The sequence below is a fragment of the Actinoallomurus sp. NPDC052308 genome (genome assembly GCF_040679195.1).
Lineage (GTDB): Bacteria > Actinomycetota > Actinomycetes > Streptosporangiales > Streptosporangiaceae > Actinoallomurus > Actinoallomurus liliacearum.
In genome coordinates this window covers 167,882-193,791 of the sequence record NZ_JBFAUM010000002.1, presented here as the reverse complement: position 1 = coordinate 193,791, position 25,910 = coordinate 167,882, and the positions used below count along the sequence as shown (strand labels likewise).

Genomic DNA, 25,910 nt, shown 5'->3' with positions numbered 1-25,910 from the left:
GGCTACGGTTAGGCCATGCGACCTGACGAGACGCCGCGCAGGAGACGACAGGGTCCCGTGACCCTCCGCGGCAACGCGATCCCCGCCACCACCACCGATCAGCGCCTGCTCGACTCCCGCGGCCCCTCGGATTGGCTGCACACCGACCCCTGGCGGGTGCTCCGCATCCAGGCGGAGTTCGTCGAGGGGTTCGGCCTGCTGGCGGAGCTGCCGCGCGCGGTGAGCGTCTTCGGCTCCGCCCGTACGAAGCCGGGTTCGGAGGAGTACGAGCTGGCGGAACGGATCGGCGCGCTGCTCGCCGAGGCCGGATACGCCGTGATCACCGGCGGCGGGCCGGGGATCATGGAGGCCGCCAACAAGGGGGCCGACGACGCCGGCGGCCTGTCGGTCGGGCTCGGCATCGAGCTGCCGTTCGAGCAGAAGCTGAACGACCACATCGACATCGGCGTGGAGTTCCGCTACTTCTTCGTCCGCAAGACGATGTTCGTCAAGTACTCCCAGGCGTTCGTGGTGCTCCCCGGCGGGTTCGGGACGCTGGACGAGCTGTTCGAGGCGATCACGCTCGTGCAGACCAAGAAGATCACCCGCTTCCCGATCGTGCTCTTCGGCACGGACTACTGGGGCGGCCTGATCCAGTGGATCAAGGATCAGATGCTGCCCGCGGGCAAGATCTCCCCGGAGGACCTCGAGCTGATGTACGTCACGGACGACCCCGACGAGGTCGTCGAGCGCATCAAACGCGCCCACGAGACGCAGGAGCGGGAACTGGAGGAGCGCGCGGCCCAGGAGGCCGACGCGGAGGCGGGAGGAAACGGAAGCTGATGCGCGTCTGCGTCTTCTGCTCGTCCAGCGGCCGCATCGACGGCCGCTACGTCGAACTGGCCGCCGAGGCCGGCGCCGAGCTGGCCCGGCGAGGACACAGCCTGGTCAGCGGCGGCGCCACCGTGTCCTGCATGGGGGCCGTCGCCCGCGCCGCGCGCGAGGGCGGCGCCCAGACCGTCGGCGTCATCCCCAAGGCGCTCGTGGACGTGGAGATCGCCGACGACGACTCCGCCGAGCTGGTCGTCACCGAGGACATGCGGGCGCGCAAGGGCGAGATGGACCGCCGGTCCGACGCCTTCCTCGTCCTGCCCGGCGGGCTGGGCACGCTCGAGGAGCTCTTCGAGATCTGGACCTCGCGGGTCCTCGGCATGCACGAGAAGCCGATCGCGATCCTGGATCCGTACGGCCTGTACGAGCCGCTGCGCGACCTGATGAAGCACCTGCTAGACGAGGGGTTCGCCCGGCCGCGCATCTTCGACGCGATCGGCTGGGCCACCACGGTCGAGGAGGCGTTCGACCACCTGGAGCGCACGCCCGTGCGCATGCAGCCGACCGCCGAGGACTACGTCGAGTCCGAGCCCTGATCCGCCGTCAGGCCAGGCCGCGCCGCGATACGGCGGGTGGACGGGTGCCCTTGATCGAGGCCACCATGTCGAGCACCTGCCGCATCGCGTCGGCGTCGGCCGCACGGAAGACCCGGGCGCCGGCCCAGGCGAACACCGACGCGACGGCGGGCTCGGCCGCGTCCACGAACACCGCCTGCCCGGCCTCCGCGAGGCGCTCGGCCTCGTAGGGTTCCGTGACGCGGACCAGCACACCGTCCGGGCGCACCCCGACGGCCCGCTCGGGCGCCGAGCAGAGCAGCGCGGCCCCGGTGGCCGCGGCCACGCCGGCGAACGCGTCCCCGATCAGCAGGTCGGCCCCGGCCCGTACGCAGGCGGCGGCCTGCTCCTCCGAGGACGGCGTCACCGCGATGACCGGTGCCCGCGGATCCGCCCGGACCGCGCGGACGATCTCCGGGTCGGCGGCGACCTCGGCGATGTCGGCGCCCTCCGCGGGGCCCTCCGTCATCACCGTGAAAGCGCCGGGAAAGATGACCCGGGTTCCGAGACGCAGCTCCATGGTCCTGATCGTGGCATATGCGGCGCCTGCGGCGTCCGCTGAGCGGGTTGACCCACCGTACCGCGTGGTTGTGGCACGATCGGTACATGCTTGTCACCATCACCGTGGCCCTCGCCGCGCTGGCCGTCCTGGCGGCGATCGTCGTCGTGGCCACCGGTGGCGGCGGAGAGCTCTCCGTCGAGCATCCGGACCATCCACGGCTGTCGCTGCCGGGCCGGCGCTCGGTCGGCGGCACGGACGCCGTGCTGCTCCGCCTGCCGATGGGGCTCTGGGGCTACCACAAGCAGATCACCGACGAGGCGCTGGAACGCTTCGCGCACGAGCTGACCGAGCGGGACACGCGCATCGCCGTGCTGGAGCAGGAGCTCGCCGAGGCGCGCCGGCGCCTGAACGAGCCGCCGGAGCGGACCTGGCGCCCGGCCGTCCCGTCGGCCTCCCCGGCGCCCGACTCCATGGACCTGCGCGATCCGTTCGCGCCGTCCGATCCGCCGTCCTTGCGCGAGGGCGACCTCCCGCCGCTTCCGCACCACACCCGCGAGGAGCCCCGGGACCGCCCCGCGGATCCGCCGCAGACGGAGTGGGACCGGCCCGCGGACCCGCCGCAGACGGTGCAGGACCGGCCCGCGAGTCCGCCGCAGACCATCGTCGACAAGGTCGTCTTCGACCCGCGGGCCGACCGCGACGCAGACGGAGGCCCGACGGCCGACCACGAGGACGCCGCGGAACCGGCGGGCGAGACCGAGCGGCGGGAGGAGGACGCATGAGCGAGCGCAGCGAGCGAATCATGAGCGCAGTGCCTCTGGTCTCTCCTCCGACGAAGGAGGGCGCATGAGCGAGCGCAGCGAGCGAATCATGAGCGCAGTGCCTCTGGTCACTCCTCCGACGAAGGAGGACGCATGAGCAGGGTGGCGGTGCACGCGTCGGCCGACGTCCCGGCGACGGCGGAGCAGGTGTGGAACGTCCTCGTCGACTGGCCGCGGCACTCGGACTGGGTGCCGCTGACCCGCGCGGAGGGCGGGGCGGGTGACGGCGCGAGCGTCGAGGCGTGGACGGGCGTCGGTCCCGTCGGCTTCCTCGACACCATGGTGATCAGCGAGTGGCTGCCACCGCACCGCGTCCGCGTGCGGCACACCGGCGGGCTCGTACGCGGCGAGGGCCGGTTCGACCTGCTCGACCTGCCCGAGGGCCGGTGCCGCGTCACCTGGGCCGAGCTGCTCGACCTGCCGCTCGGGCCGCTCGGCCGCGTCGGCTGGTTCGCGGTCGGACCGGCCGCCCGGGTCATGTTGCGGACATCGCTGCACCGCCTCGCTAACATGTTCGAATGACTGTCATCGGACCGGACGGGCTGGCGCGGTGCCCATGGGGCGTCTCCGCTCCCGACTACATCGCCTACCACGACGACGAGTGGGGCCGCCCGGTCCGTGACGACCACGGGCTGTACGAGCGGCTGTGCCTGGAGGCGTTCCAGTCCGGGCTGTCCTGGCTGACGATCCTGCGCAAACGCGAGGGCTTCCGGCGGGCGTTCGACGGCTTTGACCTGGAGAAGGTCGCGGCGTACGGCCCGGCCGACGTCCAGCGGCTGCTGGCCGACGCCGCCATCGTCCGGAACCGCCGCAAGATCGACGCGACGATCGCGAACGCCCGGGCGGCGCTCGACCTGCCCGACGGCCTGGCCACCCTCGTCTGGGCGCACGCCGACCCGGCCGCTCCCGCGCCCAAGACGAGCAGCGACGTGCCCGCCACCACGCCCGGCTCCACGGCGCTCGCCAAGAAGCTCAAGAAGCACGGCTTCCGACACGTCGGCCCGACCACCGTCTACGCCCTCATGCAGGCCTGCGGCCTGGTCGACGACCACCTCGTCGACTGCCACCGCCGCGGCGCCTACCGGTAGAGAACGACCGGCACGCGGCACCACGGCGACGCGCGGGTAAGGGTCACTCCGCCTTCGCGGCCTCCAGGACCGGCACTCCCGCGGCGCGCCGGGCGGGCAGCGCCGACGTCGCCCAGGTGACGACCGCCGCGCCCAGCACCACGGCGGCGAGCAGCCACCACGGCAGGTCCACCCGGATGAAGGAACTGCCGGTGGCGACGTGCAGCAGCGCGACGGTGCCGACGGCGGCGCCCAGGCCCAGCAGCACCCCCAGCAGGACGACCGTCGCGGCCTCCCAGCGGACGATCGACCGGATCTGCCGGACGGTGGTCCCGACCGCGCCGAGCATCCCGAACTCCTTCGTCCGTTCCGACACGCTCAGCGCCACCGTCGTGGCCATGCCGAACAGCGAGATGACCAGGGACATCGCGATGAACCCGTAGATCACGCGCACGCCCTGCCGCATGGCGGCCGCCGCCACCCGTACGTAGGCCGCCCGGTCGTACACCCGGGCCACCGGCACGTCGGAGACGGCCGCCGTCAGGGCCGCCGCCGACGCGGTGCCCCGGACGAGGACGGCCGAGGTGCTCGCTCCCGGATCCAGCGTCGCCATCGTGGCCGGCGCGACCAGCGCCTGGTCGGCGAACAGGTGAGAGGGGTCGTGGTACCGGCCGGCCACGGTGAGCGTCACATCGCCGCGCGTGCCGTGCACGACGATCCGGCGGCCCGGACGCAGCCCGTACGCCTTGACGAGCGGGGACGTGACGCCGATCTCGCCGGGCCGCAGCGCGGGAAGGTGCCCGCCGAAGCGCAGCACCGGCCGTACGTCGGACGCGCCGGTGACGGCCAGGAAGATCGGCATGCCCGGATCGCTGTCGAACGCCTTGACCCTCGGTGACACGAGCCGTACCTCCGTTCGCGTCAGCGCGACCGCGGCGGTCACGCCGGGCACGCGCGCGGCGCGGGCCGCCGTGTCGGCGGGAAGCGACGCGGCCCCGTTCGACGTCCGGCCGGTCCCCGCGATGACGTGGTCGGCGGCGAGGGCCTCGGCCCCGGCCGCGCGGGACCGGTCGTTGATGGAGGTGATCAGCAGCCCGGTGGTGACGACGAGCGCGACGCCGAGCATGAGCGAGGCGGCGGCCGAGGAGACCCGGCGCGGGCTGCGGACGATGGTCGCGCGGGCGAGCCGGCCCGCCTCGCCGCTGACGAGCATGCCGAGCCGTCCGACCAGGCCGCCGAGCGGGCCGACGAAGAAGGGCGCGAGCACGGCCAGCGCGGACACGCACACCATGCATCCGACCAGGATGAGCATCATGATCCCCACGGTCCGGTCGGTTCCGACGGACGTCGGGTCGTTCGCCACCGCGAAGACCGGGCCGAAGAACATCCAGGACGCCCCGAAGATCGCGACGGCGCCCGCGATCCGGGGCCACCTCCGGCTCTGGTTCTCCGCCGTCGCGGACCGCAGCGCCTCGATCGGCGCGACCCGCGACGCGCGGCGGGCGGGCCGCCAGGCCGCCAACTGAGTGGTCACGACGCCCGCCGCGAAGGGGAAGACCAGCGAGATCCAGCCGACCGTGACCTCACCGGCGGAGATGTCGAAGCCGTCCTGCGCGAACAGCCGGGTGAGGACGTCCGACACGCCGTACCCGACGAGGAGGCCGCCCGCCGACGCGACCACGGCCAGGACGAGCGCCTCGAGACGGACCAGCCGCCTGATCTGCCGGGGCCGGGCCCCGATCGCCGCCAGGAGGGCCAGACGCCGGGTCCGCTGGCGGACCATCGTCCCGAAGGCGTTCGCGACCACGAACAGGCCGGTGAACACCGCCACCGAGGCGAGCATGCCGATCGCCCCGCCCACCGACGTGCCCATGCTCTGCAGCTCCGCCGACTGGTGGCGCCGCAGGCCGGCGGCGGTGCGCACGACGGCCGGGCGCATCGGCGCGGTCAGCCGGTTCCGGAGTTCGCCGGCCGGAACGCCCGGCGCGGCCTTCACCCACAGGCTCTGCCACGTGCCCGGCGCCAGGCCCGCCGCCTTCTGAACGGCGGTGGGCGTGCCCAGGACCAGGTCGCCGGACGCCACGGCCCCCCGGCCCTGGACGGTGACGACACCGACGATCCGCACCCTGCTCGACGTCTCGGGCAGCAGCAACGTCATGGTGGTCCCGGTCGCCAGGTGCCCGGCCGTCGCGACGTGCCGTACGACGGCCACCTCGTCGTCGGCGGCCGGGGCCCGCCCGGCCACCAGGTGGTAGGCGTTCAGGCGCGGGTCGGCGATCCAGGGACGGAGCATGGTCCCCGCGCCCGCCGGAGGCAGCACCGGCCGGCCGCGCGCCCCGATGGCCGTGACCGGCACGGCGGCGTCACCGGCGACCGCCGCGACGCCCGGCACGGAGCCGATCGCGCCGGGCCGCACCTCACCCCGCGGAACGGCGAACGACTCCTCCGTGTCGGCGCCGGGCGGCTGCACGACCACGTCCGCCTTGGCGTACTCGCTCGCGTCCGACCCGGACACCGCGGCCTGCGCCCGCAGCGCGAACTGCAGCGCTCCCGACATCAGCCCCACGGAGAACAGCACGGCGAGCACCGTCGCGGTCAGCCGCGCCCAGTCCTGGGCGAACGACCGGCGGGCGATCAGCCACATGGTCAGCCCTCCATCCGGCGCATGACGCCGTGCACCGCGTCGATCGTCGGACCGGCCAGCTCGTGGACGATCCAGCCGTCGGCCAGGAACAGCACCCGGTCGGCGTACGACGCGGCGAGCGGGTCGTGGGTCACCATCACGACGGTCTGGTGGTACGTGTCCACCGCCGCGCGCAGGAACCGCAACACCTCTCCGCCCGCGGAGGAGTCGAGGTTGCCGGTCGGCTCGTCGGCGAACACCACCTCCGGCCGGGTCAGCAGGGCCCGCGCGACCGCGACCCGCTGCTGCTGCCCGCCGGACAGCTCGGCGGGCCGGTGGCCGAGCCGTTCCCGCAGCCCGAGCGCGTCGACGAGGATCCGGAACCACTCGCGGTCCACCCGCCGCCCGGCCATCCGGGCGGTGAGCCGGATGTTCTCCTCGGCGGTCAGCATCGGCAGCAGGTTGAAGGACTGAAAGACGAAGCCGAGCTTCTCGCCGCGCAGCCTCGTCAGCCGCGTCCGCGACAGCTTGGTGATGTCGACCCCGTCGATGACGACGGCACCGGACGAGACGGTGTCCAGCCCGGCGAGGCAGTGCAGGAACGTCGACTTACCCGACCCGGACGGGCCCATGATCGCGGTGAACTGGCCGCGGGCGAACGCGGCCGAGACGCCACGCAGCGCGGCCACCGTGTTCTCCCCGGAGCCGTACGTCTTCACGAGTGAGTCCGCCCGGGCGACGGGTAGCAGGGCGGTCGTCTGTGTCATGCCTCAAGCCAACCCGTGGCGGAGCCCGGCCGCACTGGCGCGGTCTGGAGCTTCCCGGTAGGGCTGCCCCCATCCGGCAGGGCCTACCTCACCTCGGCATCCCGCTCTACTGATCTTTCCGCGCGTCGCCGGTTCGCTGGTGGTGACCCACCCTCGACGGAAGAGCACCGGCATGACGATCACCGCGCCGCCGCCCGATGCACGGCGGACCACACCCCGCCCCACCGGCGGCCCACCGCGTCGTCTCCCGCCGGAACCCCTCTGGTTCGCGGCGTTCTCGGGGTTCGCGGGCGTGTTCGCGGCCGTCGCCGGTCCCGCGGCGCACCGCACGTGGGGTGTCGTCGCGGCGGTCGGGTACGCGGTGGCCGCCGGTGTCTCCGCCGTGAGCCGTACCGCCGGTCGGTGCTGCGCGTTCGCCGGTGCGGCGCTGGTCCCGCTCGTCGTGCTGGTCGCCACCGGAACGGCGCAGGAGGAGGTGGCCGTGGTGGCCCGGTCCGGCGCCCACCTCCTGCGGCACGGCACGCCGTACCCGGCGAGCGCGGTGCCGGTCGGCGCGTACACCGCGTACGACCCGTACCTGCCGGGCATGGCCGTGTTCGGGACCACCGGGCTCGACCCCCGTCTCCTGTTCACCGCCGTGTTCGCCGTCGCGATCGTCCTCGCCGGCCTGATCGGCCGCGGGCGGGGCGGTCTTGGGTGGGGAGGCCTGCCGGTCCTCGTGCTGGTCTCGCCGGTCGTCGCGCTGCCGGTGGCGGTGGGCGGCGACGATCTGCCGGTGCTCGGCCTGTCCTGCCTGGGCCTCGTACTGGCCCGGCGGCGCCCCGGATGGGCCGGGCCGGTGCTGGGCGTCGCCGCGACGCTGAAGCCGACGGCCTGGCCGGTCCTGGTGACGGCGCTGTTCCTGACGGGGCGGTCCGGCGCGCCGAGGTACGCCGGCACCGCGGCCGCCGTGCTCGTCCCGGTCATCGGCGTGCCCGCCCTGCTGGACCCCGCCGCCTTCCTGACCAACGTCGTGCTGTTCCCGCTCGGGCTCACACCGGTGACCTCGCCCGCGGACAGCCCACTGCCGGGGCATCTGCTCGCCGGCCTCGGGCCGGTCGGGCACGCGGCGGCCCTGGCGCTGCTCGGCCTGACCGGCGTGACGATCGCCGCCTGGCTGTGTCTCCGCCCGCCCCGGGACGCCGCGGACGCCGCACGCCGTACGGCGCTCGGCTTCGGCCTGGCCATCTGCCTGCTGCCCGCCACCCGCTGGGGCTACCTGCTCTACCCGACCGTGCTGGCGGCATGGTCGCGTACGGTCGTGGCGTGAGCGGGACGGGGGACCACGGTGCGGGCGGGCGCACGACGGTCTGGCGGGCGATGGCGCGGAACCCGCTGCGTTTCCTGTTCTCGGCGTGGCCTTGGCGGGCGTTCGCGTACGTCGTCACCGGCGTGCCGATCGGCCTGATCTGGCTGGCGTTCACCCTCGCGCTGCTGGGCCTGGGCCTGCTCCTGACGCCCGTCGTCGCCGGGGTGGTGCTGCTGGCCTGCGTTCCGCTGCTCGCGATGGCACTGGCCGCGGTCGAACGCCGCAGGCTGCGCTGGCTGGACCCGCGCCCGGCGCCGTCGCCGCACGGCGCCGTGCCGCGCCCGGGACTACGGCCCTGGATCCGGTACCGGCTGCGGGAGACCGCGTCCTGGCGGGAACTCGGCTACGGACTCCTGCACGGGGCGCTGTCGGTGTTCGACGGCGCCGTGGTCTCGAACCTGATCGCCGTCACGGCCGTGCAGATCGCCGCGCCGGCGCTGGTGGGCGGTGGCGACCGGATCCAGTACGGCTCGCTGGTGACCGTGGACACGCCGGGCGAGGCGTGGGCGCTCGTGCCGGTCGGGGTCGCGGTGGCGGTGGCCGGCCTCTACGCGCTGACGCTGCTCGCGGGCGCCCGGGCCGCGCTGGCCCGCGCGCTCCTCGTACGGTCCGGCGAAGCGGAGCTGGGGGAGCGGCTGGTCGCGGTGACCGCGTCGCGGGCCCGGATGGCCGGCGCGTTCGAGGCCGAGCGGCGGCGCATCGAACGCGACCTGCACGATGGAGCGCAACAGCGGCTCACCGGGCTGATCATGCTGCTCGGACTCGCGCGGCTCGACGGGGACCGCGAGCTGATCGGCAAGGCGCAGGACGAGGCGCGCGCCGCCCTGGCCGAACTCCGCGACCTCGTCCGGGGCATCCACCCCTCGATCCTCACCGACCGCGGCCTGGACGCGGCCGTGCAGGCACTGGCCGAGCGCTCCCCGGTGCCCGTCGAGGTGGACGTCGACCTGCCCGTACGTCCGCCGGAGCAGCTCGAGTCGGCCGCGTACTTCGTCGTCGCCGAGGCTCTCACCAACGCGGCCCGGCACGGCGACGCCCGGCACGCCCGGGTGTCCGCGCGGATGCTCGACCGGCTGCTCGTCGTCGAGATCCACGACGACGGGTCCGGCGGAGCGGATCCGGGGCAGGGCACGGGACTGCAGGGCCTCGCCGACCGGGTCGCGGTCCACGATGGAACCCTCCGGCTGTCCAGCCCGCCGGGCGGCCCTACGATCGTCCGAGTGGAGATGCCGTGCGGGTAGTGCTCGCCGAGGACTCGGTGCTGCTGCGCGAGGGCCTCATCCAGATCCTCGGCCGGTTCGGCCACGAGACGACGGCGGTCGCCGACGCGCCGGCCCTGGTCGCCGCCGTCGCCGCCGACCCGCCGGACATCGTCGTCACCGACGTGCGGATGCCGCCGGGCCACCGCGACGAGGGGCTTCGGGCCGCGCTGGAGCTGCGGCGTGACCATCCCGGGCTGCCGGTGCTGGTGCTGTCGCAGTACGTCGAGCGGTCCTACGCCGCCGACCTGCTGCAGACCGGCGGCGGCGTCGGCTACCTGCTGAAGGACCGCGTCGGCGACATCGACGAGTTCCTGGACGGCCTGACCCGGGTCGCCGAGGGCGGCACCGTGATCGATCCCGAGGTCGTCCGGCGGCTCCTGTCCGGCCGGCACGACGGTTCACCGCTGCGACGGCTGACGGACCGGGAACGCCAGGTGCTGGAGCTGATGGCCGAGGGCCGTTCCAACGGCGCGATCGCCCGCCGCCTGGTCGTCACCGAGGCCGCCGTCGTCAAGCACGTCGGCTCGATCTTCATGAAGCTGGACCTGCCACCGGCCCCCGACGACCACCGTCGCGTGCTCGCCGTCCTCGCCCACCTGCGCGGCTGACGGCGCGCACGGGTCAGGGGCCCGTGCTCTGCCAGTCGCGCACCTCGTGGGCCCAGGCGGTCAGGCCCGCGACGAACCCCGCGCGGTCCCGTGGGGAGAGGCTCTCCAGCACGCGCAGGAGCGGTGCGGATCGGCGCGCGATGAACTCCTCCATCACCGGGCGCTGCCGGTCCGGCATCGATACGAGCGTCCGGCGGCGGTTGGCCGGATCCTCGCGGCGTTCGACCCAGCCGGCCCGGCTCAGATCACCGACGAGTTCGCTGGCGGTGGACAGGGAGACGCCCATCCGCCGCGACAGCTCGGTGACGCTGAGGGACTCCTCGACGAACAGGTGGCTGAGCACCGCGCCGTGCCGGGCGGTGAGCCCGTGCTTCCGGAACGCCTCGTAGAACTCCGGCGGCATGTCGCCGCGCGCTCGCTGGAAGTACGCCGCGACCAGGGGGACGTGGGCCAGGACCTCCCTGATCTCCGCGGGTTCGGGGCGGCGGCTCGCCTGCGGTGGTGCGTGCTCGGTCACGACGCCCAGTGTATATATTCGGAAATCCAAAGTATTTGGGAAGTCGAAGGGAGTCGTCCATGATCCTCGTGACTGGAGCGACCGGGAACGTCGGCCGCCAGGTGGTCGGGCAGTTGCTGGAGGAGGGCGCGGAGGTGCGGGCGATGACCCGCCGGCCCGACCGGGCGGACCTGCCGAACGGGGTCGAGGTCGTCCGGGGCGATCTCGCGGAGCCCGAGACCCTGCCCGAAGCGCTGCGCGGCGTGGAGCGGGCGTTCCTGTTCCCGGTGCCGGACCGGACCGCCGGCTTCCTCGCCGCGGCGCGGGAGACCGGGCTCCGGAACGTGGTCCTGCTGTCCGCCTCGGCGGTCATGTACGAGCGGCCGAACCCGATCGGGCGTCTGCACGCGGGCATCGAGCAGGCGGTGACGGACTCCGGCCTGTCGTGGACGATCCTGCGGCCCGGCGCGTTCATGGCCAACGATCTGCAGTGGTGGGCCCCGCAGATCCGGGCCACCGGGGTCGTCCGCGGGCTCGGAGACGGCGCGGCCGGGACGCCGATCGACGAGCGCGACATCGCCGCCGTCGCCGTCCGCGCGCTGCTCGACGACGGTCACGCCGGCCGGACCTACCTGCTGACCGGGCCTGAGGCGCTCACCGACCCGCAGCGGGTGGCGATACTCGGTGACGTACTGGGCCGTGAGCTGCGGTTCGAGGGGCTGTCGGCCGAGGAGTACCGCGCCGCCATGGCCGCGCGCGTGCCCGCTCCGGTCGTCGACGCCCTGATCGCGATGCGCGCGGAGTCGAAGGAGATGGCCGAGGTGTCGCCCGCCCCGGCCGACCTGATCGGGCGGGCGCCTCACACGTACGCCGAATGGGCCGCCCGCCACGCCGACGGCTTTCGCTGATCAGTACCGGGTGTCCAGCGACACCTGCTCCCAGGCGTCCAGGTCGGCGAGCTGCCGCCGAAGCTTCTGCCGGATCCGCTCCACCGCCTCCGGGCCGAGCGGGAGACGCAGCGGCGAGTCCGGCTCGTCGACCGCCTTGACGATCGCCTCGGCGGCCTTGACCGGGTCGTTCGGCTGCACGCCGTCCTGGTCGGAGAATCGCCGCCGCAACGCGCCGGCCGGGGTGTCGCGGTAGTCGTCGATCGGGTCGGCGAACCGCATCGACCGGCCGGCGAAGTCCGTACGGAACGGGCCCGGCTCGACGATGGTCACCCGGATGCCCAGCGGCCCGACCTCGCCGGCCAGCGCCTCGGACATCCCCTCCAGCGCGAACTTGGAGGTCGCGTAGATCGAGTGGCCGGGGTTGCCGACCGCGCCGCCGACCGAGGACATCTGCACGATGTGGCCCCGCCGCCGGGCCCGCATGTGCGGCAGCACGGCACGGGTCACGCCGATGACGCCGAGCACGTTCGTGGCGAGCACCGCGTCGATCTGTTCGCTGGACAGCTCCTCCAGCGCGCCGATCAACCCGTGTCTGGCGTTGTTGACCAGCACGTCGATCCGGCCGAACTCCTCAATGGCGGTGCCGACCGCGGCCGTCACCTGGGCCGGGTCGGTGACGTCCAGCGCGACCGCGCGGACCAGCTCCGGCGCCCGCTCGACGAGGTCCTTGACGCTCTGCGGGTCCCGCGCCGTGGCGACGACGCGATCACCGCGGGCCAGCGCGGCGTCGGCGATCGCCCGCCCGAGGCCGGTGCTGGTGCCGGTGATGAACCACACGCGGGGGTCGTTCGCGGTTTCAGGCATGGTCGATCCTTCGAATCGGATAGCTTGAGACTCAAGGGAAAGTAGCTTGAGACTCAAGGATGTGTCCAGTGACCGAAGATCGTGGGGAGACGCCGCCCGACTCGGTGGGCACCGACCTGCCCCAGTGGATCGGACAGATGCCCACCGGCGTCGACCCCGGCGTGGAGGCCGCCCGCCAGCGGATCGGCCGGATCGCCCGCCTCTTCGAGCACATCCTCGAGCGGGCGGCGGGGCGGGAGTCGATCACCGTCGGCGACTGGGCGGCGCTGTCGGTCCTGCAACGCTCCGGCCCCCCGTACGAGCGCACCCCCAAGCAACTGGCCGACGCGTTGGGCCTGACCTCCGGCACGGTCAGCGTCCGCATCGACCGCCTCACCCGCAGCGGCCTGGTCGAACCCGTCCCTGCCACGGACGGCCGCAGCCGCCCTGTCCGGCTGACGGAGGAGGGGCGCCGCCTCTGGAGCGCGGCCACCGCCCAGCGGACGCTGGAGGAGCAGCGCCTGTTCGGCGGCGCGCTCGACCCCGACCAGGTCGACCGGCTGAACTCCCTGCTCGGCGCGCTGCTGTCCCGCTTGGAGGAGGAGTTCGGCCCCGCCCCCCGCCACGACCGCCCCCGCCCCGGCTCCTGACCGACTTCGACTAGGCCGACGGGGTGATGAGCTCGTCGGCGACCCAGCGGGCGACGCCTGGCGGGTAGGGCGTCGGCAGCCCGAGGACGATGTGCCGGAAGCCGGCCTCGACCGCTTCGCCGATCGCGTCCCGGGTGGTGCCGGGCCGGTCATAGGAGACCGGCAGGTGGATCGAGCGGACGATCGAGGCGGGGTCGCGGCCGATCTCGGTGCAGTAGCGGTCCAGCAGCGCGCTGCGGCGGACGACGTCGTCGATGTCGCCGCCGGGGATGTTCCACAGGTCGGCGTGCTCGGCGACCACGCGCAGCGTCGCGGCGGAGCGCCCGCCGATCAGGATCGGCGGATGGGGGCGCTGGACGGGCTTGGGGTTGCAGAACGCTCCGGTGAGCCGGACGTGGGTGCCGTGGAAGTCGAACGGTTCGGTCTCGGTCCACAGCCGCCGGATGACGGTGCACGCCTCGGCGAGGCTCTCCACCGAGTGGGCGAAGTCGTGGAAGGGCAGGCCGTGCGCCTCGTACTCGCGCCGGGCCAGCGGGTGGCCGGGTCGTGAGCCGGCGCCGATGCCGAAGTCGAGCCGCCCGCCGGAGACGGCGTCGACGGTCGCGGCGATCTTGGCCAGCATCGCGGGCGGCCGGAAGCGGTTGCTGGTCACGAGTACGCCGAGGCGCAGTCGCCGGGTCTGTGAGGCGAGGGCCGAGAGCAGCGTCCAGCCCTCGTAGGTCGGTCCGTCCGGGTCGCCGCCGATCGGCATGAGGTGATCGAACACCCACGCGTGCTCGATCTCCGGGATCGTGTCGGCCTCGCGCCAGACCCGTAGGACGTCGTGGTAGTCGACCTGCATCGGGGCGGTCGCGATTCCGAAGTGGGCATGCGGCATTGGGACGTGCTCCTTTCCGGCGGGGGACGTCGTTCCTCGGGCGGTCAGCGGCGCCGCAGTGCCGGGTCGAGCAGGGCGGGAGGCGTGTCGTGCTTCTCGTGCGCGGCCAGGTCGACGCCGGGCGCGACGATGGCGTCGATCGCGTCCAGCACGTCGGCGGAGAGCACGGTGTCGGCGGCGGCGAGCTGCGAGTGCAGGTGGGCCGGCATTCGGGGGCCGATGATCGCGCTGGTGACGGCGGGATGCGCGGTGACGAACCCGAGCGCGAGCTGGATCATCGTCAGACCGGCCTGGTCGGCGACCTTGGCCAGTTGCTCGACCGCCTCGAGCCGGGCGCGGTTGACCGGGATGGACGTGTCGAAGCGCTCCGGCATGAATGTGGAGCGGGCGGTGGCGACCTCCCGGCCCTCCCGGATCGCGCCCGACAGCCAGCCCGAGGCCAGCGGGCTCCAGGCCAGGACACCGAGTCCGTACTGCTCGGTCACGGGGAGGACGTGCGCCTCGATCCCGCGCTGCAGGATGGAGTAGCTGGGCTGCTCGGTGACGTAACGGCTCAGGTGATTCTCGCGGGCGGCCCACTGGGCCTGGACGATGCGGTAGGCGGGGAAGGTCGAGGAGCCGAAGTACCGGATCTTTCCGGCCCGCTGCAGGTCGGTCAGCGCCGACAGCGTCTCCTCGTCACTGGTGGCCGGGTCCCACCGGTGGATCTGGTACAGATCCACGTGGTCGACACCGAGGCGGCGCAGGCTGTCGTCCAGCGCGGTGACCAGCCAGCGGCGCGAGCTGCCCCGCCGGTTGCGGTCCTCGCCCATCGGCATGTTCGCCTTGGTCGCCAGCACGATGTCGTCGCGGCGGCCGGCGATGGCCTTGCCGACCATCTCCTCGGACTGGCCGTTGCTGTACATGTCGGCGGTGTCGATGAGGTTGATCCCCGCGTCGAGGGCGGCATCGACGATGGCGGTGACGTCGTCCTGGGTGGTGCCCCCGATCGCGCCGAAGTTCATCGCGCCGAGAACGAGTGTGCTGACCTGCACACCGGTGCGGCCCAAGGTCCGGTACTGCATGAGCGCGTTCCTTACTGGGGCTGCGAGTGATCGCAGCCCCTGGCTGTGTCATTCCTCGTCCGCCTGCCATACTGAGCTATGCGGAACGATGTTCCGCTAAACATACGGAACAATGTTCCGGTTGGCAAGCCGACGATGACGCAGCAGCAGGGAAGCGGCACAGTGACGGACATGGCAGGACAGGCCCCCCGTAGGCGGGCCGACGCCCGACGCAACGAGAAGGCTCTGCTCGACGCCGCCGCGGCGGTCTTCGTCACCTCGGGCGTCGACGCGCCGGTACGCGACATCGCGGCCAGGGCGGGCGTCGGGCTGGGCACGGTCTACCGTCACTTCCCGACGCGAGCGGACCTGGTCGTCGCCGTCTACCGGCACCAGGTCGAGGCATGCGCCGAGGCCGGCCCGGCCTGCCTCGCCGACGCGACCACCCCGTACGCCGCCCTGGCGCGATGGATCGACCTGTTCGTCGGCCTCCTCGTGACCAAGCACGGACTGGCCGCGGCGCTGCGGTCGGACAGCGCCCAGTTCGACGCCCTGCACTCCTACTTCCTCGATCGGCTCGTGCCCGTGTGCACCGAACTGCTCGACGCCGCAGCCGACGCGGGCGAGATCCGCTCCGACCTGGAGGCCTACGAGCTCATGCGCGGCGTCGGGAACCTCTGCATCGGCGCGGACAGCGACACCCGCTACGACGCACGCCGACTCGTCGAGCTCCTCATCGCCGGCCTACGCCGCCCCACCGACCCGGATCCCTCCTGAGCCCGGAGGGAGGGAGGGGCCAGTGCCCCTCTTTCGCCTTCGATAGTGGGCGGTTCGGCCTTGATGATCTTCGGTTCTGTGGACAGTCCCTCTGTAGCACCCCAAAAGAGGGTCAGCTGCTCCGCGGATTCGCGGAGGTCGTTCAACAACCGAAAGGGGCTTTCCATGCCCACCAAGGTCAAGACCGCGCTGGCCATGGACGACGGCGAGGGCCGTGAGTTCAAGCGCATCGTCGCGAACTACGGGAAGACCGCGCCCCAGCCCAACTACGGCCGCCAGCCCAGCGGCCGCCAGGGCGACCAGCCCAAGTGACGGCACGAGTGTGACAACAGTCGACCGAGCGTAATGATCATTTGATCGCTGCGAGCGAGTCACGGGTCGGTCGATCCAGCATGCGAAAGACGGTGGCCGGGCGACATGCCCGGCCACCGTTTGCGTTGGCCCCGCCCGCGACGGCTTAGCCGGACGCCGTCAGGCGTCCGCCATCACCGCAGTTCGGGCCGGGCCTCTTGCCGGATCAGCTGCCGGAGTTCGGGGGCTTCTTCCCCCAGCGGCTCGACAGCTTCTCCTTCGCCTTCCTCGGCGCCGCCGCTACGCTGTCGGCGAAGACCTGTCGCTCGGCCCCGCTGATCGCCGAATGCATCCTCCAGGCGTCACCGAAATCCTCGAGGTGCTTCTTGAGGCTCATGCTGATCTTCTCCCTCTTTAGGTCCCGACAAGCTGTGGGACGTCTTAGTGAGAACTGTCCAGGGAAAAGTGGCTTTGGCGAGCACCGAGGCGACTTCGACGATGCCTACCTCGCCCACTCGCCCGCCGAGTGATCCATAACGCTTGGCGCTGTCTACCTGGGCGATGAATCGTCTCGGCTAGATGGACACCCCTGGTGGGTGGGGCGCGATCCAGACGTGCGACTCGTCGGAGTTGCCCGCTCCGGCCCGCGCGTCGACCCTCTCCGTACTGATCGCTCGGGCAGCCTTCGCGTCGTAGTGGCGGTCGGTCGGTGTGGCGTACGCAGTGCTCGGTGAAGGTGATCGGCGACGGCGAATCATCCCGAAACATCCCTGCCTATGACTCGCTTCGCCGAGTGTTTCGTACGGCCCGGCGGCGGGGCGCCGGGTCTGCGGTCAGCGCACGAGGGGGAGGAAGAGCGTGTCGACGATCTCTTCTAGGACGTGGTCGGGCACGGGGGCGAAGGTCGTGAGGATCTCGTGGCGCAGCAGGTCGAAGGGGAGGGACTTGATGCGTTCGGTGAGGAGTTCCGGTTTGATCTCGCCGCGGTCGACGGCGCGGTCGAAGAGCACGTCGAGAGATTCCGTGCGCCCCGTCGCGAGGGGGTCGAGCAGGTCACCGGGGCTGGTCCCGGTCTCCTGGTAGTAGCCGCCCAGGTGCACGCTCATGACGGTGATGAACCGGACGCGGGTGGCGTTGATCTCCCGCATGAGGGTGAGGACGTCCTCCCGCAGGCTTCCCGTGTCGGGAATGTCGAGGAGGCTTTCCCGCAGGGTGTGGACGATGGTCGCCCGGACGAGCTCGTCGCGGTCGGACCAGCGGCGGTAGAGAACGGGAGGGCTGGTACCCGCGCGCTGAACGACGGCGTCCATGGTGAACCTGGCGTAGCCGCTGTCGGTGAGTTCTTCCCAGGCCGCATCGAGGAGCGCCTTCTCCAGTGCCGCTCCGCGGCGCCGCTCGGGCATCCGCGCCTCCTTTGGATAGACTTGCCTATCTTATCCTAACGCCCTACTCTGGCCGCCGTAAGATAGATCCCTATATCTTAGGCGGCGGCTGTTCGTGAGCACTCCCACCGGGACCGGATCCGCGCCCACGGCGGCGGGCCCCGACCGTCGAGGCCCCAGGTCGTTGCGCGAGGCCTGGGTGGCCTTGGTCGGACTGTCGGCGGTCTTCCTGTTCGAAATGCTGGACAACTCGATCTTGAACGTCGCGCTGCCCACGATCGGACGCGAGTTGCACGCCTCGACGATCGCGCTGCAGTGGGTGACGGGCGCGTACGGGGTCGTGTTCGGCGGGTTGATGTTGGTCTTCGGCGTGCTGGCCGACCGGTTCGGCCGACGGCGGATCATGCTCATCGGTCTGGTGCTGCTCGGCGTCGCGAGCCTGGCGACCGCTTTCGTCACGACCGCGGAGCAACTGATCGTGGTCCGCGCGGTGATGGGCGTCGCGGCGGCGATGACGACGCCGGGGTCGATGGCGCTGGCCTTCCGGCTGTTCGACGAGGACGGCCTGCGCATCCGTGCGACGACGCTCGTCTCGACCGTTGGTCTGGTCGGTCTTGCGATCGGCCCGACGGTGGGCGGCTTCGTGCTCGTGATCGCTCCGTGGCAGGTCCTGCTGCTGGTGAACGTGCCGATCGCGGTGCTCGCGATCATGGGCGTACGGGCGGGCGTCGCTGAGGACGAAGCGGCTGATCTGCACCGCGACCCGGTGGACTTCCTCGGCGCGGCGCGGCGCTGGGCACGGCGACGATCGTGCTGGCGCTCGTCGCGCCCACGCTGTTCGTGAACGAAGGCACCGGCTCCTGGGAGCCGTGGACGGTCACCGCCGCGGCCGCCGTGGGGGCGGTTCTCTTCCTCCTCCGCGAGCTCTCGGCGCGCCATCCGCTCCTCGATCTTCGGCTCGTCGCTCGTCCCCTCGTTTCGAGCGGCCTGGCCCACAAGGCCGCGGCCGGGCTGGCGACCGCCGGTCTCGGTTACCTGGTGACGCTGCAGTTGCAGCTCGACTGGGGGTGGACGCCCGGCCTTGCCGCCATCGGCATGCTGCCGCAGGTCATCGTCCTGGTCGCAGCCGGCCCGTTCGTCAATCCACTCGTGGAACGGGTCGGTGGTGGCCGGGCCGCATGGCTCGGCGCCACAGCGGTCGTGTTCGGGCTTGCCGTCTACGGTCTGCTGAACGGCTTCGGATACGTATGGGTGGCGATCGCACTCGTACTCGTGGCCGCCGGGATGCGCGTCGTCGGTGTTGTCGCCGCGGTCAACGTGTTCCGTGGCCTGCCGAAGAACCGGACCTCGATCGGCGCGGCGCTCACCGACACCGCCACCGAGGTCACCTCCGGAGTCGGCATCGCCGTCAGCGGCACCATTCTCGCGGCGCTGTTCACCGGCGACATCGCGGCCTCGAACTGGAGCCCGCGGCAGACCACGCAGTTCCACGAGGCGGTCACGATCGCCGGCCTCACCCTCACGGCCGTGGCCGCGGCGCTCGTCGGCTGGGCGATCCTGCGCACGCGGAACGCCGCGGATGGTCAAGCGAGCACACCCGCCGCCGACGGGATCGGCGAGAAGATCACGGCATGACGGCGGCCCGAGACGGCGGATCCGACGCCGCGCGATTCTGCGGACCGCCTCAGTCGTCCTTGTCCTGCGGCGGGTCGTCGGCGGGCGTGTTCTCCGGAGCCGAGTCCTCTCTCGAGGCGGCGGGCGTCTCCGCGTCGCCTCTCGTGCGCTCCTCGGCAGCGGGGCCGGGGTGGGGCTCCGAATCGGCTGACGGCTTCGGCCCGGCCGGTGTCGTCCCGGGTGACGGCGGTGGTCCGTAGCCGGGCGGGGGCGCGTACCCCGGTGGCGGCGCGTATCCAGGGGGAGGCCCGTACGGCGGCGGCGCCTGGCCGGGCGGGGGAGGGAAGGCGAACGCCGGTCCGGAGGGCGGCGGGAGGCCGGGACCGCCGTGGCCCGGGACCGGAACGGGCCGTCCCATGGGTCGCACCGGCTGGGAGAGGCCCACGGCCTCCTCGTCGGGGCCGGTGGTGATGACGAGCCGGTCCAGATAGAGGATCTGCAGCGCGGCCAGTGCGATCAGGGCCAGGACGACCACGACGATCGGCGTGGTGAGCCCGACCTTCGCGTTCGCGCTGAACGTCTGCTCGACGCGGACCACCAGTTCGATCGGCGCCGTCCGCGTGCCGGGACGGTCGCCGATCAGGTACGGCCACAGCAGGCCCTGCCCGCCGATCAGGGTGATCGCACCGACGAGCAGGCCCGCCAGGGGCAGTGCCGGGACGACGACCGTCGCGAAGAACGACGGCCCGGCCGGGGCGCCGGTGGCGCGCTGCGCCCGCCAGCGCGCCGCGTGTCTCCGGCAGAAGAGCGTCAGGATGAACAGCGCGGGGACGCTCACGAGGATCGGTGAGAACAGGGAGGGGAACTTCCCGAGGAGGTGGAGGTCCCGCTCGTTCTGGTAGTCGGCGATGCCGAGCGGGCCGATGCCCACGAACAGCCACGGGGCGAACGGCAGGAGGAGCCATTCGCTGCGGCGGCCGAGCGGGCGGAGGCCGCCGATGCCCAGAGCGGCCAGGAACGCCGCGCCGACGGAGACGATGGCGCCCAGCAGCGGCGGGATCCACGTGTTCACGTAGAGGCGGGCCGTGGACGCGGTGGACGAGCCTTTGGGCCCGTGGGAGAACAGCGCGGAGAGCCAGGGCCAGGAGCCAAGGACGGCGAGGATCAGGACGAGGGCCACGGCCAGCAGTCCGAGCACTCCACGGCCCGCGTCCGGCTGTGGGCCGGGCTCCGGTGCTCCGCGCGGGGGAGCCGGGGCGAGTTTGACGCCCAGGCTCGTCTTGATCGCGATCAGGGCCGCGGCCACGCCGAGGACCGCCACGGTCGCCCCGACGATGGTGGCCTGGGCCGAACCGAAGCCGAACTCGGCCCGGAGGAAGGCCACGTTGTACTCCAGCCCGACGGGCGTGGTCGAGCTCGGCGAGTCGCTCAGCACCGCCGGGAAGGTGAACGCCTGCATGCTCGTCGCGATCAGCGCGAGCGCGACGATCGCCCCGACCGCGAGCATGGCCGGGGCGATCCGCCGGCCTTCGCCGCGGCCGCGCAGGACGGGCAGGAAGACCAGCAGCGCCAGGCCTCACACCGCGCCGAACGTGGCGGCGGCCGTGACCAGCGGGATGACGCCGAACGCCTTGTCGGGGCTGTCGATCCGCCCGAAGATCTTCGCGATCCCGCTCCCGCCGGCGCCGGCCTGGCCCATGTGCCAGGCGACGGCGACCGCCACCGGGGAGAACACCACGAGCGGCAGGGACATCAGCACCCGGCCGATCCGCCGGGGCCAGGTGCCCGCCCCGTCCAGGGCGGCGGCGAGTGCCGGGCCGACCAGTACGGCGACGAGGACCGGGACGAGGGCGAGCAGGAGCCAGAAGCCGAGCGCGCGCCAGAAGTAGCCCTGCTCGAGCAGCTTGGAGTAATTCTCGAGGCCGACGAATTTGTGGGAAGGCCCGAAGATCTGCGAGTCCTGGAGGCTTCGCACGATCGTCTGGCCGGTCGGCACGACCAGGGTGACGAGCGCCAGGAGGGCGGCGGGAATGGTGAGCAGCAGACCGGCGCCGCGATACCGGTCGCCGACGGGTCGGCCTGTGACGGTTGGCGCCGGGGGGTGAGGGGCCATCGTCCGCTCCGCGTTCTTCCGTTGTGATCTGTCCTGTTGTGTATCAGTGCAGACGGTAATGGGGAAGGGCGGCGTTGTCTGCGACGCTTCTGACTCGGGCGTACGGTGCCGCCGAACGGGACGAGGGCCTCAGTCGGCCGGAGTGTCCCGGGCGGACCTCGCGGCGATCCGCTCGACCTCTTGGATGTAGGGGTATCGCGCCCGTTCGACCCACCGCCAGGCCATCGTCCCCGACAGCACACTCGAGATGAGGAAGATGAAGAGCGGCCTGGTGGTCGACCGGTCGCCGAGGGAGGAGGGGTCTTCGGAGTCGTAGCGGATGTGCACGGTGTCGCCGAAGGACGCGTACTGTACGCCCGGCAGTCTCCCGGAGTAAGTGCGTCCTGCCACGGTCCAGCGCCCGTAGCAGTAGGAGGAGCTGCCCTTGTAGCCGCTACTGCAGCCGGTGACGGTTGCCACGGCCTCGGCCTTCGCCGCGTGGTTCGCGCCCAGGACCTGAACGAGCACGGCGAAGCCGGAGATGGCGAACAGGGCTGTCACGAAGGCGGTGCCGCCACTGCGGGCGACGCGCCGGTCATTCACCAGCGTCGCCGGGTCCCGCAGCTCCGGTTCCCAAAGCGCCAAATCCTCGCCCCGCCACCCGTTACGAACGGTGACTCCCGACAGGAGGGCCACCCCACCGGCCAATGCGATCCCGATCGCCGTGAGCAGGTCGGACTCGTTGCCGTCCAACGGAGCCAGGATCCAAAGGAGGGCCATCGCGGCCGCCCCGTACACGGAGAGGGCGACGCGCCCGGTGCGCCAACTGCGCAGCACCCTCTCGGCGGCGGCCTGTTCGGGCGCGGCCGTCACCAGGCACGGCCCGGCATGGCCGCCAGGGCGGGCGTGGGGGCCGAGTGGTCGGGTTCTGCTGTCCCGGAACTGGGTGTCATGGTCGGTGAGACGGCTCGTACGCGGGCCGCGTTCCCTGAACTTCCGATCACGCGGCCTCGGCAGAATGCTCATTAAGTACGACCATCATGGTGGATGTCCGCAAGAGCGTATGATCACCGATATGGCGGACAATAGCCACGAATCAGCAGGGAGTGCTTCTGCTGCGCCGCCTGAGCTCCGTGCCAGTACGGGCTACCTGCTGACCCGGCTCGGCGCCGAGTCGCGGCGGCGATGGGCGCGCATGCTGGCCGCGCACGGCATGACGCCGCACCACTATGGCGCCCTCATGACCTTGGAGAACGTGAAGGTCACCCACCAGCAGCACCTCGCCGAACTGATCGGTGTGGATCCGCGGAACGCGGTCTCGGTGGTCGACTTCCTGGAGCGCCAGGCGCTGATCGAGCGGACCCGTGACCCCGCCGACCGGCGCCGCCACACGATCAGGCTCACCGCGGAAGGCCGCACCACGGTCGAGACGCTGCGCCGCGCGGGCGAGGGGATCGAGCGGGACATCCTCGACGGCCTGACCGGCGACGAGCAGCTCGCGCTGCACACTCTGCTGCAACGGTTGTTCGAGGTGACCGTCGACCGCTGAGCGGTCCTCCGGGCCCCGGGCATCCGCGACCGGTACCGCTGGATAAATCGCACCTACCTGCCTCCGAAGGGCCGTCTGCGTGCGGCGAAATAGACCGGAAAGCGAAGTTTCGGGTGCGGGGTGGTCGTGTTTTTCGGGGGAGATTCGTCCCGATGCTGGCCCTGTGGTGACTCTTGACCGTAGTCTCCCGCGAACAAGCCGTGACCTCCCGCCGGCGCGCGCCGTCGGCGGATCCAGAGCCCATAGTGGAAGAAGGCCATGACCGAACCTGCGCCTGCCACCGCCTCCGCCGACGTGTCGCCGGGCGGCTGTCCCGCCCACGCCGACGTACTGCCGCTGTACGGGCCGCGGTTCCTGCGGAATCCGTCGGAGCTGTACCGCGAGATGCGACAGGAGCACGGCTCGGTCGTGCCCGTGGTGCTCGAGGGGGACATCCCCGCCTGGTTCGTGATCGGCTACCGGGAGGTCCATCACGTGCTGAGCCACCCGGAGGTCTTCGCCCGCGACTGCCGCCGCTGGAACGAATGGGACAACATCCCGCCCGACTGGCCGTTGCGGCCCTTCGTCGGCTACCAGCCCTCCACGCTGTTCGCCGAAGGCGACGAGCACCGGCGCCGCGCGGGCGCGATCAGCAACAGCCTGTTCGTCGTCGACCAGTTCAACCTGCGGAACCAGTCCGAGAAGATCGCCGATGAACTGATCGACGCGTTCGCCGTGCGGGGAGAGGCCGAACTGATGGCCGAGTACGCGCACCCGCTGCCGCTGCTCGTCCTCGCCAGGATCTTCGGCCTGCCCGAGGCGGAGACGCCGGGCCTGCTGCGGGACATGATGACCACGGTCAACGGCGACGAGGGCGCGCTCGACGCGTACCAGGGCATCTGCGCGACCATGGAGCGGCTGGTGGCGCACAAGGCCGAGCGGCCCGGCGCGGACTTCGTCACGCGCATGATGAACGATTCCGCCGACCTGACGGAAGAGGAGCTCATCGCGGACCTGGTCCTCGTGATGACCGCGGCCCAGCAGCCGATGGCGTACTGGATCGGCAACACCGTCCGGCTGATGCTGACCGACGACCGGTTCTCCCTGAACCTCGCGGGCGGCCGCCGCAGCGTCGGCCAGGCGCTCAACGAGGTGCTGTGGGAGGACACCCCCACGCAGAACTACCTGGGCCGGTGGGCCGCCCGGCCGGTCCACCTCGGCGGGCAGCAGATCAACACCGGCGACCTGCTCGTCCTGGGCCTGGCGGCGGCCAACAGCGACCCGCGGGTACGGCCCGCCACCGACGCCCCGGCGATCGGCAACCAGGCCATGATGTCGTTCAGTTACGGCGAGCACCGGTGCCCGTTTCCGGCACCGGAGCTCGCCGAGGTGATCTGCGAGGCCGCCGTCGAGGTGCTCCTCGACCGGCTGCCGGACGTGCTGCTGGCGGTGGACCCGGCGGATCTGGAGTGGTCGCCGTCCGTGTGGATGCGCGGCCTGGTCGACCTGCCGGTGAGGTTCGCCCCGTCGTACGTGGTCGGCTGATCAGCCGGAGACGGCCGGGGCCGCCGCGGAGGAGGAGCCGACGGACGCCGGCCGGAACTCCAGCGGCAGCGTCACGAGGCCGCGGGTGAACACTCCCTGCTCAGGCGGCGCGGCACCGTCCCGGAACGCGATGTCGTCCATGGCGTCCAGCAACTGGTTGGCCGCCACCTCGACCTCCGTCTTGGCCAGCAGCGCGCCGACGCAGAAGTGACGCCCGAGGGCGAAGGCCAGGTGGTCGGCGGCCGCGGAGAACGCGGTCGAGGCGGCGAGGTCGTCGCGGAAGACGTCGAACACGTCCGGGCGGGAGAAGCGCCGGGGGTCGCGATTGGCGGCGCCGACCGCGCACACGACGGTGCCGCCGGCGGGCACGGTGCCGCCGCTGAGCGTGACGTCCTCGGCCACCTGACGGATGACCATGTGCACCGGCGGGGTGTACCGCAGAGTCTCGGCGAACGCCTTCGGGATGAGCGTGCGGTCGCGGCGGACGGCGGCGAGCTGGTCGGGGTGCGCGAGGAGGTTCCGGAAGAGGCCGGAGATGGCCCGGTCGGTGGTCTCGCCGCCCGCGGCGAGCAGCAGGCTGCAGAAGGCCCGGATGTCGTCATCGGTCATCCTGGTGCCGTCGATCTCGGCGGCGCAGAGCGTCGACAGCAGGTCCTCCCCGGGGTTCGCCCGGCGCTCCTGGATGATCGGAACGAGGTACTCGCCCAGCTCGCGGCGGGTCCGCTCGCCGTCCGCCGCCACCTCCGGATCGCCGGCCAGGTTGCCGAAGACCGCGATGATCGAGGTGTACCACCGGTGGAACCGGTCGTGATCCGCCTTGTCCAGGCCCAGCATGTCGGCGATCACGTTGATCGGGAACCGGGTCGAGAATTCCGCGACCAGATCGACGGTTCCACGGCCCGCGAAACGCTCGATGAGTTCACGGGAGTTGCGTTCGATGACCGGCAGGAATTTCTCCTGCAGCTCATTCCCGCGAAACGCCGGTGCCACCAGTGCGCGGTGCACGGCGTGCTCCCGGCCGCTCATCTGCAGAATGGTCCGCCCGTGCACGGGCTCGAGTTGCCACTCGTAGTTGTCGGTGGTGAAGACCGGGTCCCGGAAGGCGCGCTGCACGTCCTCGTAGCGCGAGATGACGTAACCGCCGCTCGACTCCTGCCTGATCAGCGGGAATTCTTCCAGCATCGTTCGGTAGAACGGATAGGGATCCGCGGCGAATTCGGGGGACAGGACATCGGGCGGCACCGACGACATGGCCATGAACACTCCCTTGATCGGCAAGCGTGCCGGTCAAGGTTATGTAGAGGTTTCTGTCAGGTCCATAGCCCGTGCCAAGTCCCTGATGCGGCAGGCCGAGAGGATCGCGATCTGGTCATCCGCGAGCCTGGGGTCAGCTCTCAACCCGCTGAGCAGGCCTCGAACGGAGCCGAGCCGGTGCGAAGGAAGGGCCCGCCTGCGCATGC

The 25,910-nt window shown here is 72.0% G+C and carries 29 protein-coding genes; 16 read left to right on the top strand and 13 right to left on the bottom strand.

The genetic code is table 11. The annotated features are described in order from the left end of the window. Nucleotides 1-15: 15 nt before the first annotated feature. Nucleotides 16-822 carry a TIGR00730 family Rossman fold protein gene (locus AB0L00_RS06945; RefSeq protein WP_364429474.1) on the top strand — a complete coding sequence of 269 codons (807 nt, stop codon included), beginning with the start codon at nucleotides 16-18 and terminating at the stop codon, nucleotides 820-822. After that, nucleotides 822-1,406 carry a TIGR00730 family Rossman fold protein gene (locus AB0L00_RS06940; RefSeq protein WP_345354144.1) on the top strand — a complete coding sequence of 195 codons (585 nt, stop codon included), beginning with the start codon at nucleotides 822-824 and terminating at the stop codon, nucleotides 1,404-1,406. The genes AB0L00_RS06945 and AB0L00_RS06940 overlap by 1 nt, the downstream gene beginning before the upstream one ends. 7 nt (nucleotides 1,407-1,413) lie before the next feature. Here AB0L00_RS06940 and AB0L00_RS06935 read toward each other — a convergent pair whose 3' ends face one another. Next, the gene (locus AB0L00_RS06935; RefSeq protein WP_364429472.1) at nucleotides 1,414-1,944 is read right to left on the bottom strand and encodes a hypothetical protein; all 531 of its coding nucleotides are present in this window, start codon (nucleotides 1,942-1,944) and stop codon (nucleotides 1,414-1,416) included. A gap of 86 nt (nucleotides 1,945-2,030) precedes the next feature. Between AB0L00_RS06935 and AB0L00_RS06930 the strand changes: the two genes are divergently transcribed. The 3 genes from AB0L00_RS06930 (at nucleotide 2,031) to AB0L00_RS06920 (ending at nucleotide 3,835) form a co-directional block, all read left to right on the top strand. Beyond that, the gene (locus tag AB0L00_RS06930; protein WP_364429469.1) at nucleotides 2,031-2,708 is read left to right on the top strand and encodes a hypothetical protein; all 678 of its coding nucleotides are present in this window, start codon (nucleotides 2,031-2,033) and stop codon (nucleotides 2,706-2,708) included. 132 nt (nucleotides 2,709-2,840) lie between these two features. After that, nucleotides 2,841-3,269, top strand: coding sequence for an SRPBCC family protein (locus tag AB0L00_RS06925; RefSeq protein ID WP_364429467.1), 429 nt, complete (start codon nucleotides 2,841-2,843; stop codon nucleotides 3,267-3,269). Beyond that, entirely contained in the window at nucleotides 3,266-3,835 is a 570-nt protein-coding gene (locus AB0L00_RS06920) for a DNA-3-methyladenine glycosylase I (protein WP_364429464.1), read from the top strand. Before AB0L00_RS06925 ends, AB0L00_RS06920 begins: the two co-directional genes overlap by 4 nt. 43 nt (nucleotides 3,836-3,878) lie before the next feature. Here the strand turns inward: AB0L00_RS06920 and AB0L00_RS06915 are convergent, their stop codons facing one another. Further along, nucleotides 3,879-6,458, bottom strand: coding sequence for an ABC transporter permease (locus AB0L00_RS06915; protein WP_364429462.1), 2,580 nt, complete (start codon nucleotides 6,456-6,458; stop codon nucleotides 3,879-3,881). A 2-nt stretch (nucleotides 6,459-6,460) separates the two neighbouring features. Further along, a complete protein-coding gene (locus AB0L00_RS06910) occupies nucleotides 6,461-7,204 on the bottom strand; it encodes an ABC transporter ATP-binding protein (RefSeq protein WP_364429459.1) in 744 nt (247 codons plus the stop codon). 172 nt (nucleotides 7,205-7,376) lie between these two features. On the opposite strand from AB0L00_RS06910, the gene AB0L00_RS06905 reads away from it, so the two are divergent. Genes AB0L00_RS06905 through AB0L00_RS06895 form a run of 3 tightly spaced genes read left to right on the top strand, consistent with a single transcriptional unit; the run spans nucleotide 7,377 to nucleotide 10,422 of the window. After that, nucleotides 7,377-8,513: a glycosyltransferase 87 family protein gene (locus tag AB0L00_RS06905; protein WP_364429456.1), complete on the top strand. Its 1,137-nt coding sequence runs from the start codon at nucleotides 7,377-7,379 to the stop codon at nucleotides 8,511-8,513. Beyond that, nucleotides 8,510-9,793 carry a sensor domain-containing protein gene (locus tag AB0L00_RS06900; protein ID WP_364429453.1) on the top strand — a complete coding sequence of 428 codons (1,284 nt, stop codon included), beginning with the start codon at nucleotides 8,510-8,512 and terminating at the stop codon, nucleotides 9,791-9,793. The genes AB0L00_RS06905 and AB0L00_RS06900 overlap by 4 nt, the downstream gene beginning before the upstream one ends. Further along, the gene (locus AB0L00_RS06895) at nucleotides 9,784-10,422 is read left to right on the top strand and encodes a response regulator transcription factor (protein ID WP_364429451.1); all 639 of its coding nucleotides are present in this window, start codon (nucleotides 9,784-9,786) and stop codon (nucleotides 10,420-10,422) included. The genes AB0L00_RS06900 and AB0L00_RS06895 overlap by 10 nt, the downstream gene beginning before the upstream one ends. 13 nt (nucleotides 10,423-10,435) lie before the next feature. Here the strand turns inward: AB0L00_RS06895 and AB0L00_RS06890 are convergent, their stop codons facing one another. Continuing rightward, a complete protein-coding gene (locus tag AB0L00_RS06890; protein ID WP_345354125.1) occupies nucleotides 10,436-10,939 on the bottom strand; it encodes a MarR family transcriptional regulator in 504 nt (167 codons plus the stop codon). A gap of 59 nt (nucleotides 10,940-10,998) precedes the next feature. Between AB0L00_RS06890 and AB0L00_RS06885 the strand changes: the two genes are divergently transcribed. After that, complete coding sequence (locus tag AB0L00_RS06885; protein ID WP_364429448.1) at nucleotides 10,999-11,826, top strand: NAD(P)H-binding protein; 828 nt, start codon at nucleotides 10,999-11,001, stop codon at nucleotides 11,824-11,826. Here the strand turns inward: AB0L00_RS06885 and AB0L00_RS06880 are convergent, their stop codons facing one another. Continuing rightward, nucleotides 11,827-12,672: an SDR family oxidoreductase gene (locus AB0L00_RS06880; RefSeq protein ID WP_364429444.1), complete on the bottom strand. Its 846-nt coding sequence runs from the start codon at nucleotides 12,670-12,672 to the stop codon at nucleotides 11,827-11,829. Between the two features lie 68 nt (nucleotides 12,673-12,740). Between AB0L00_RS06880 and AB0L00_RS06875 the strand changes: the two genes are divergently transcribed. After that, the gene (locus AB0L00_RS06875; RefSeq protein ID WP_364429442.1) at nucleotides 12,741-13,301 is read left to right on the top strand and encodes a MarR family transcriptional regulator; all 561 of its coding nucleotides are present in this window, start codon (nucleotides 12,741-12,743) and stop codon (nucleotides 13,299-13,301) included. Nucleotides 13,302-13,311: 10 nt separating this feature from the next. On the opposite strand, the gene AB0L00_RS06870 is transcribed toward AB0L00_RS06875, so the two are convergent. After that, a complete protein-coding gene (locus tag AB0L00_RS06870; protein ID WP_364429439.1) occupies nucleotides 13,312-14,178 on the bottom strand; it encodes an LLM class flavin-dependent oxidoreductase in 867 nt (288 codons plus the stop codon). A gap of 44 nt (nucleotides 14,179-14,222) precedes the next feature. Next, the gene (locus tag AB0L00_RS06865; RefSeq protein WP_364429437.1) at nucleotides 14,223-15,242 is read right to left on the bottom strand and encodes an aldo/keto reductase; all 1,020 of its coding nucleotides are present in this window, start codon (nucleotides 15,240-15,242) and stop codon (nucleotides 14,223-14,225) included. A 171-nt stretch (nucleotides 15,243-15,413) separates the two neighbouring features. Between AB0L00_RS06865 and AB0L00_RS06860 the strand changes: the two genes are divergently transcribed. Together AB0L00_RS06860 and AB0L00_RS06855 are read left to right on the top strand one after the other, a co-directional pair. Further along, on the top strand, nucleotides 15,414-15,998 hold the full coding sequence (locus AB0L00_RS06860; protein WP_364429434.1) for a TetR/AcrR family transcriptional regulator: 585 nt from the start codon (nucleotides 15,414-15,416) through the stop codon (nucleotides 15,996-15,998). 165 nt (nucleotides 15,999-16,163) lie between these two features. Beyond that, nucleotides 16,164-16,310, top strand: coding sequence for a hypothetical protein (locus AB0L00_RS06855; protein ID WP_364429431.1), 147 nt, complete (start codon nucleotides 16,164-16,166; stop codon nucleotides 16,308-16,310). 205 nt (nucleotides 16,311-16,515) lie between these two features. On the opposite strand, the gene AB0L00_RS06850 is transcribed toward AB0L00_RS06855, so the two are convergent. Continuing rightward, a complete protein-coding gene (locus AB0L00_RS06850) occupies nucleotides 16,516-16,686 on the bottom strand; it encodes a hypothetical protein (RefSeq protein ID WP_364429428.1) in 171 nt (56 codons plus the stop codon). A 436-nt stretch (nucleotides 16,687-17,122) separates the two neighbouring features. Continuing rightward, nucleotides 17,123-17,692 carry a TetR/AcrR family transcriptional regulator gene (locus AB0L00_RS06845; RefSeq protein WP_364429426.1) on the bottom strand — a complete coding sequence of 190 codons (570 nt, stop codon included), beginning with the start codon at nucleotides 17,690-17,692 and terminating at the stop codon, nucleotides 17,123-17,125. A 94-nt stretch (nucleotides 17,693-17,786) separates the two neighbouring features. Here AB0L00_RS06845 and AB0L00_RS06840 point away from each other — a divergent pair, with 94 nt between their 5' ends. Together AB0L00_RS06840 and AB0L00_RS06835 are read left to right on the top strand one after the other, a co-directional pair. Next, a complete protein-coding gene (locus AB0L00_RS06840) occupies nucleotides 17,787-18,515 on the top strand; it encodes an MFS transporter (RefSeq protein WP_364429423.1) in 729 nt (242 codons plus the stop codon). Then, nucleotides 18,482-19,306, top strand: a complete 825-nt coding sequence (locus AB0L00_RS06835) for a hypothetical protein (RefSeq protein WP_364429421.1) — start codon at nucleotides 18,482-18,484, stop codon at nucleotides 19,304-19,306. The genes AB0L00_RS06840 and AB0L00_RS06835 overlap by 34 nt, the downstream gene beginning before the upstream one ends. Nucleotides 19,307-19,355: 49 nt before the next feature. On the opposite strand, the gene AB0L00_RS06830 is transcribed toward AB0L00_RS06835, so the two are convergent. From AB0L00_RS06830 to AB0L00_RS06820, 3 genes are all read right to left on the bottom strand, one after another. After that, nucleotides 19,356-20,792, bottom strand: a complete 1,437-nt coding sequence (locus tag AB0L00_RS06830; RefSeq protein ID WP_364429418.1) for a hypothetical protein — start codon at nucleotides 20,790-20,792, stop codon at nucleotides 19,356-19,358. A gap of 69 nt (nucleotides 20,793-20,861) precedes the next feature. Further along, entirely contained in the window at nucleotides 20,862-21,398 is a 537-nt protein-coding gene (locus AB0L00_RS06825) for a hypothetical protein (protein ID WP_364429415.1), read from the bottom strand. Between the two features lie 129 nt (nucleotides 21,399-21,527). Further along, nucleotides 21,528-22,403, bottom strand: coding sequence for a hypothetical protein (locus AB0L00_RS06820; protein ID WP_364429413.1), 876 nt, complete (start codon nucleotides 22,401-22,403; stop codon nucleotides 21,528-21,530). A gap of 49 nt (nucleotides 22,404-22,452) precedes the next feature. On the opposite strand from AB0L00_RS06820, the gene AB0L00_RS06815 reads away from it, so the two are divergent. Together AB0L00_RS06815 and AB0L00_RS06810 are read left to right on the top strand one after the other, a co-directional pair. Then, nucleotides 22,453-22,926, top strand: coding sequence for a MarR family winged helix-turn-helix transcriptional regulator (locus tag AB0L00_RS06815; protein WP_345354109.1), 474 nt, complete (start codon nucleotides 22,453-22,455; stop codon nucleotides 22,924-22,926). A gap of 258 nt (nucleotides 22,927-23,184) precedes the next feature. After that, on the top strand, nucleotides 23,185-24,450 hold the full coding sequence (locus AB0L00_RS06810) for a cytochrome P450 (protein ID WP_364429411.1): 1,266 nt from the start codon (nucleotides 23,185-23,187) through the stop codon (nucleotides 24,448-24,450). Here AB0L00_RS06810 and AB0L00_RS06805 read toward each other — a convergent pair whose 3' ends face one another. Then, nucleotides 24,451-25,701, bottom strand: coding sequence for a cytochrome P450 (locus AB0L00_RS06805; RefSeq protein WP_364431567.1), 1,251 nt, complete (start codon nucleotides 25,699-25,701; stop codon nucleotides 24,451-24,453). Between the last annotated feature and the right edge of the window lie 209 nt (nucleotides 25,702-25,910).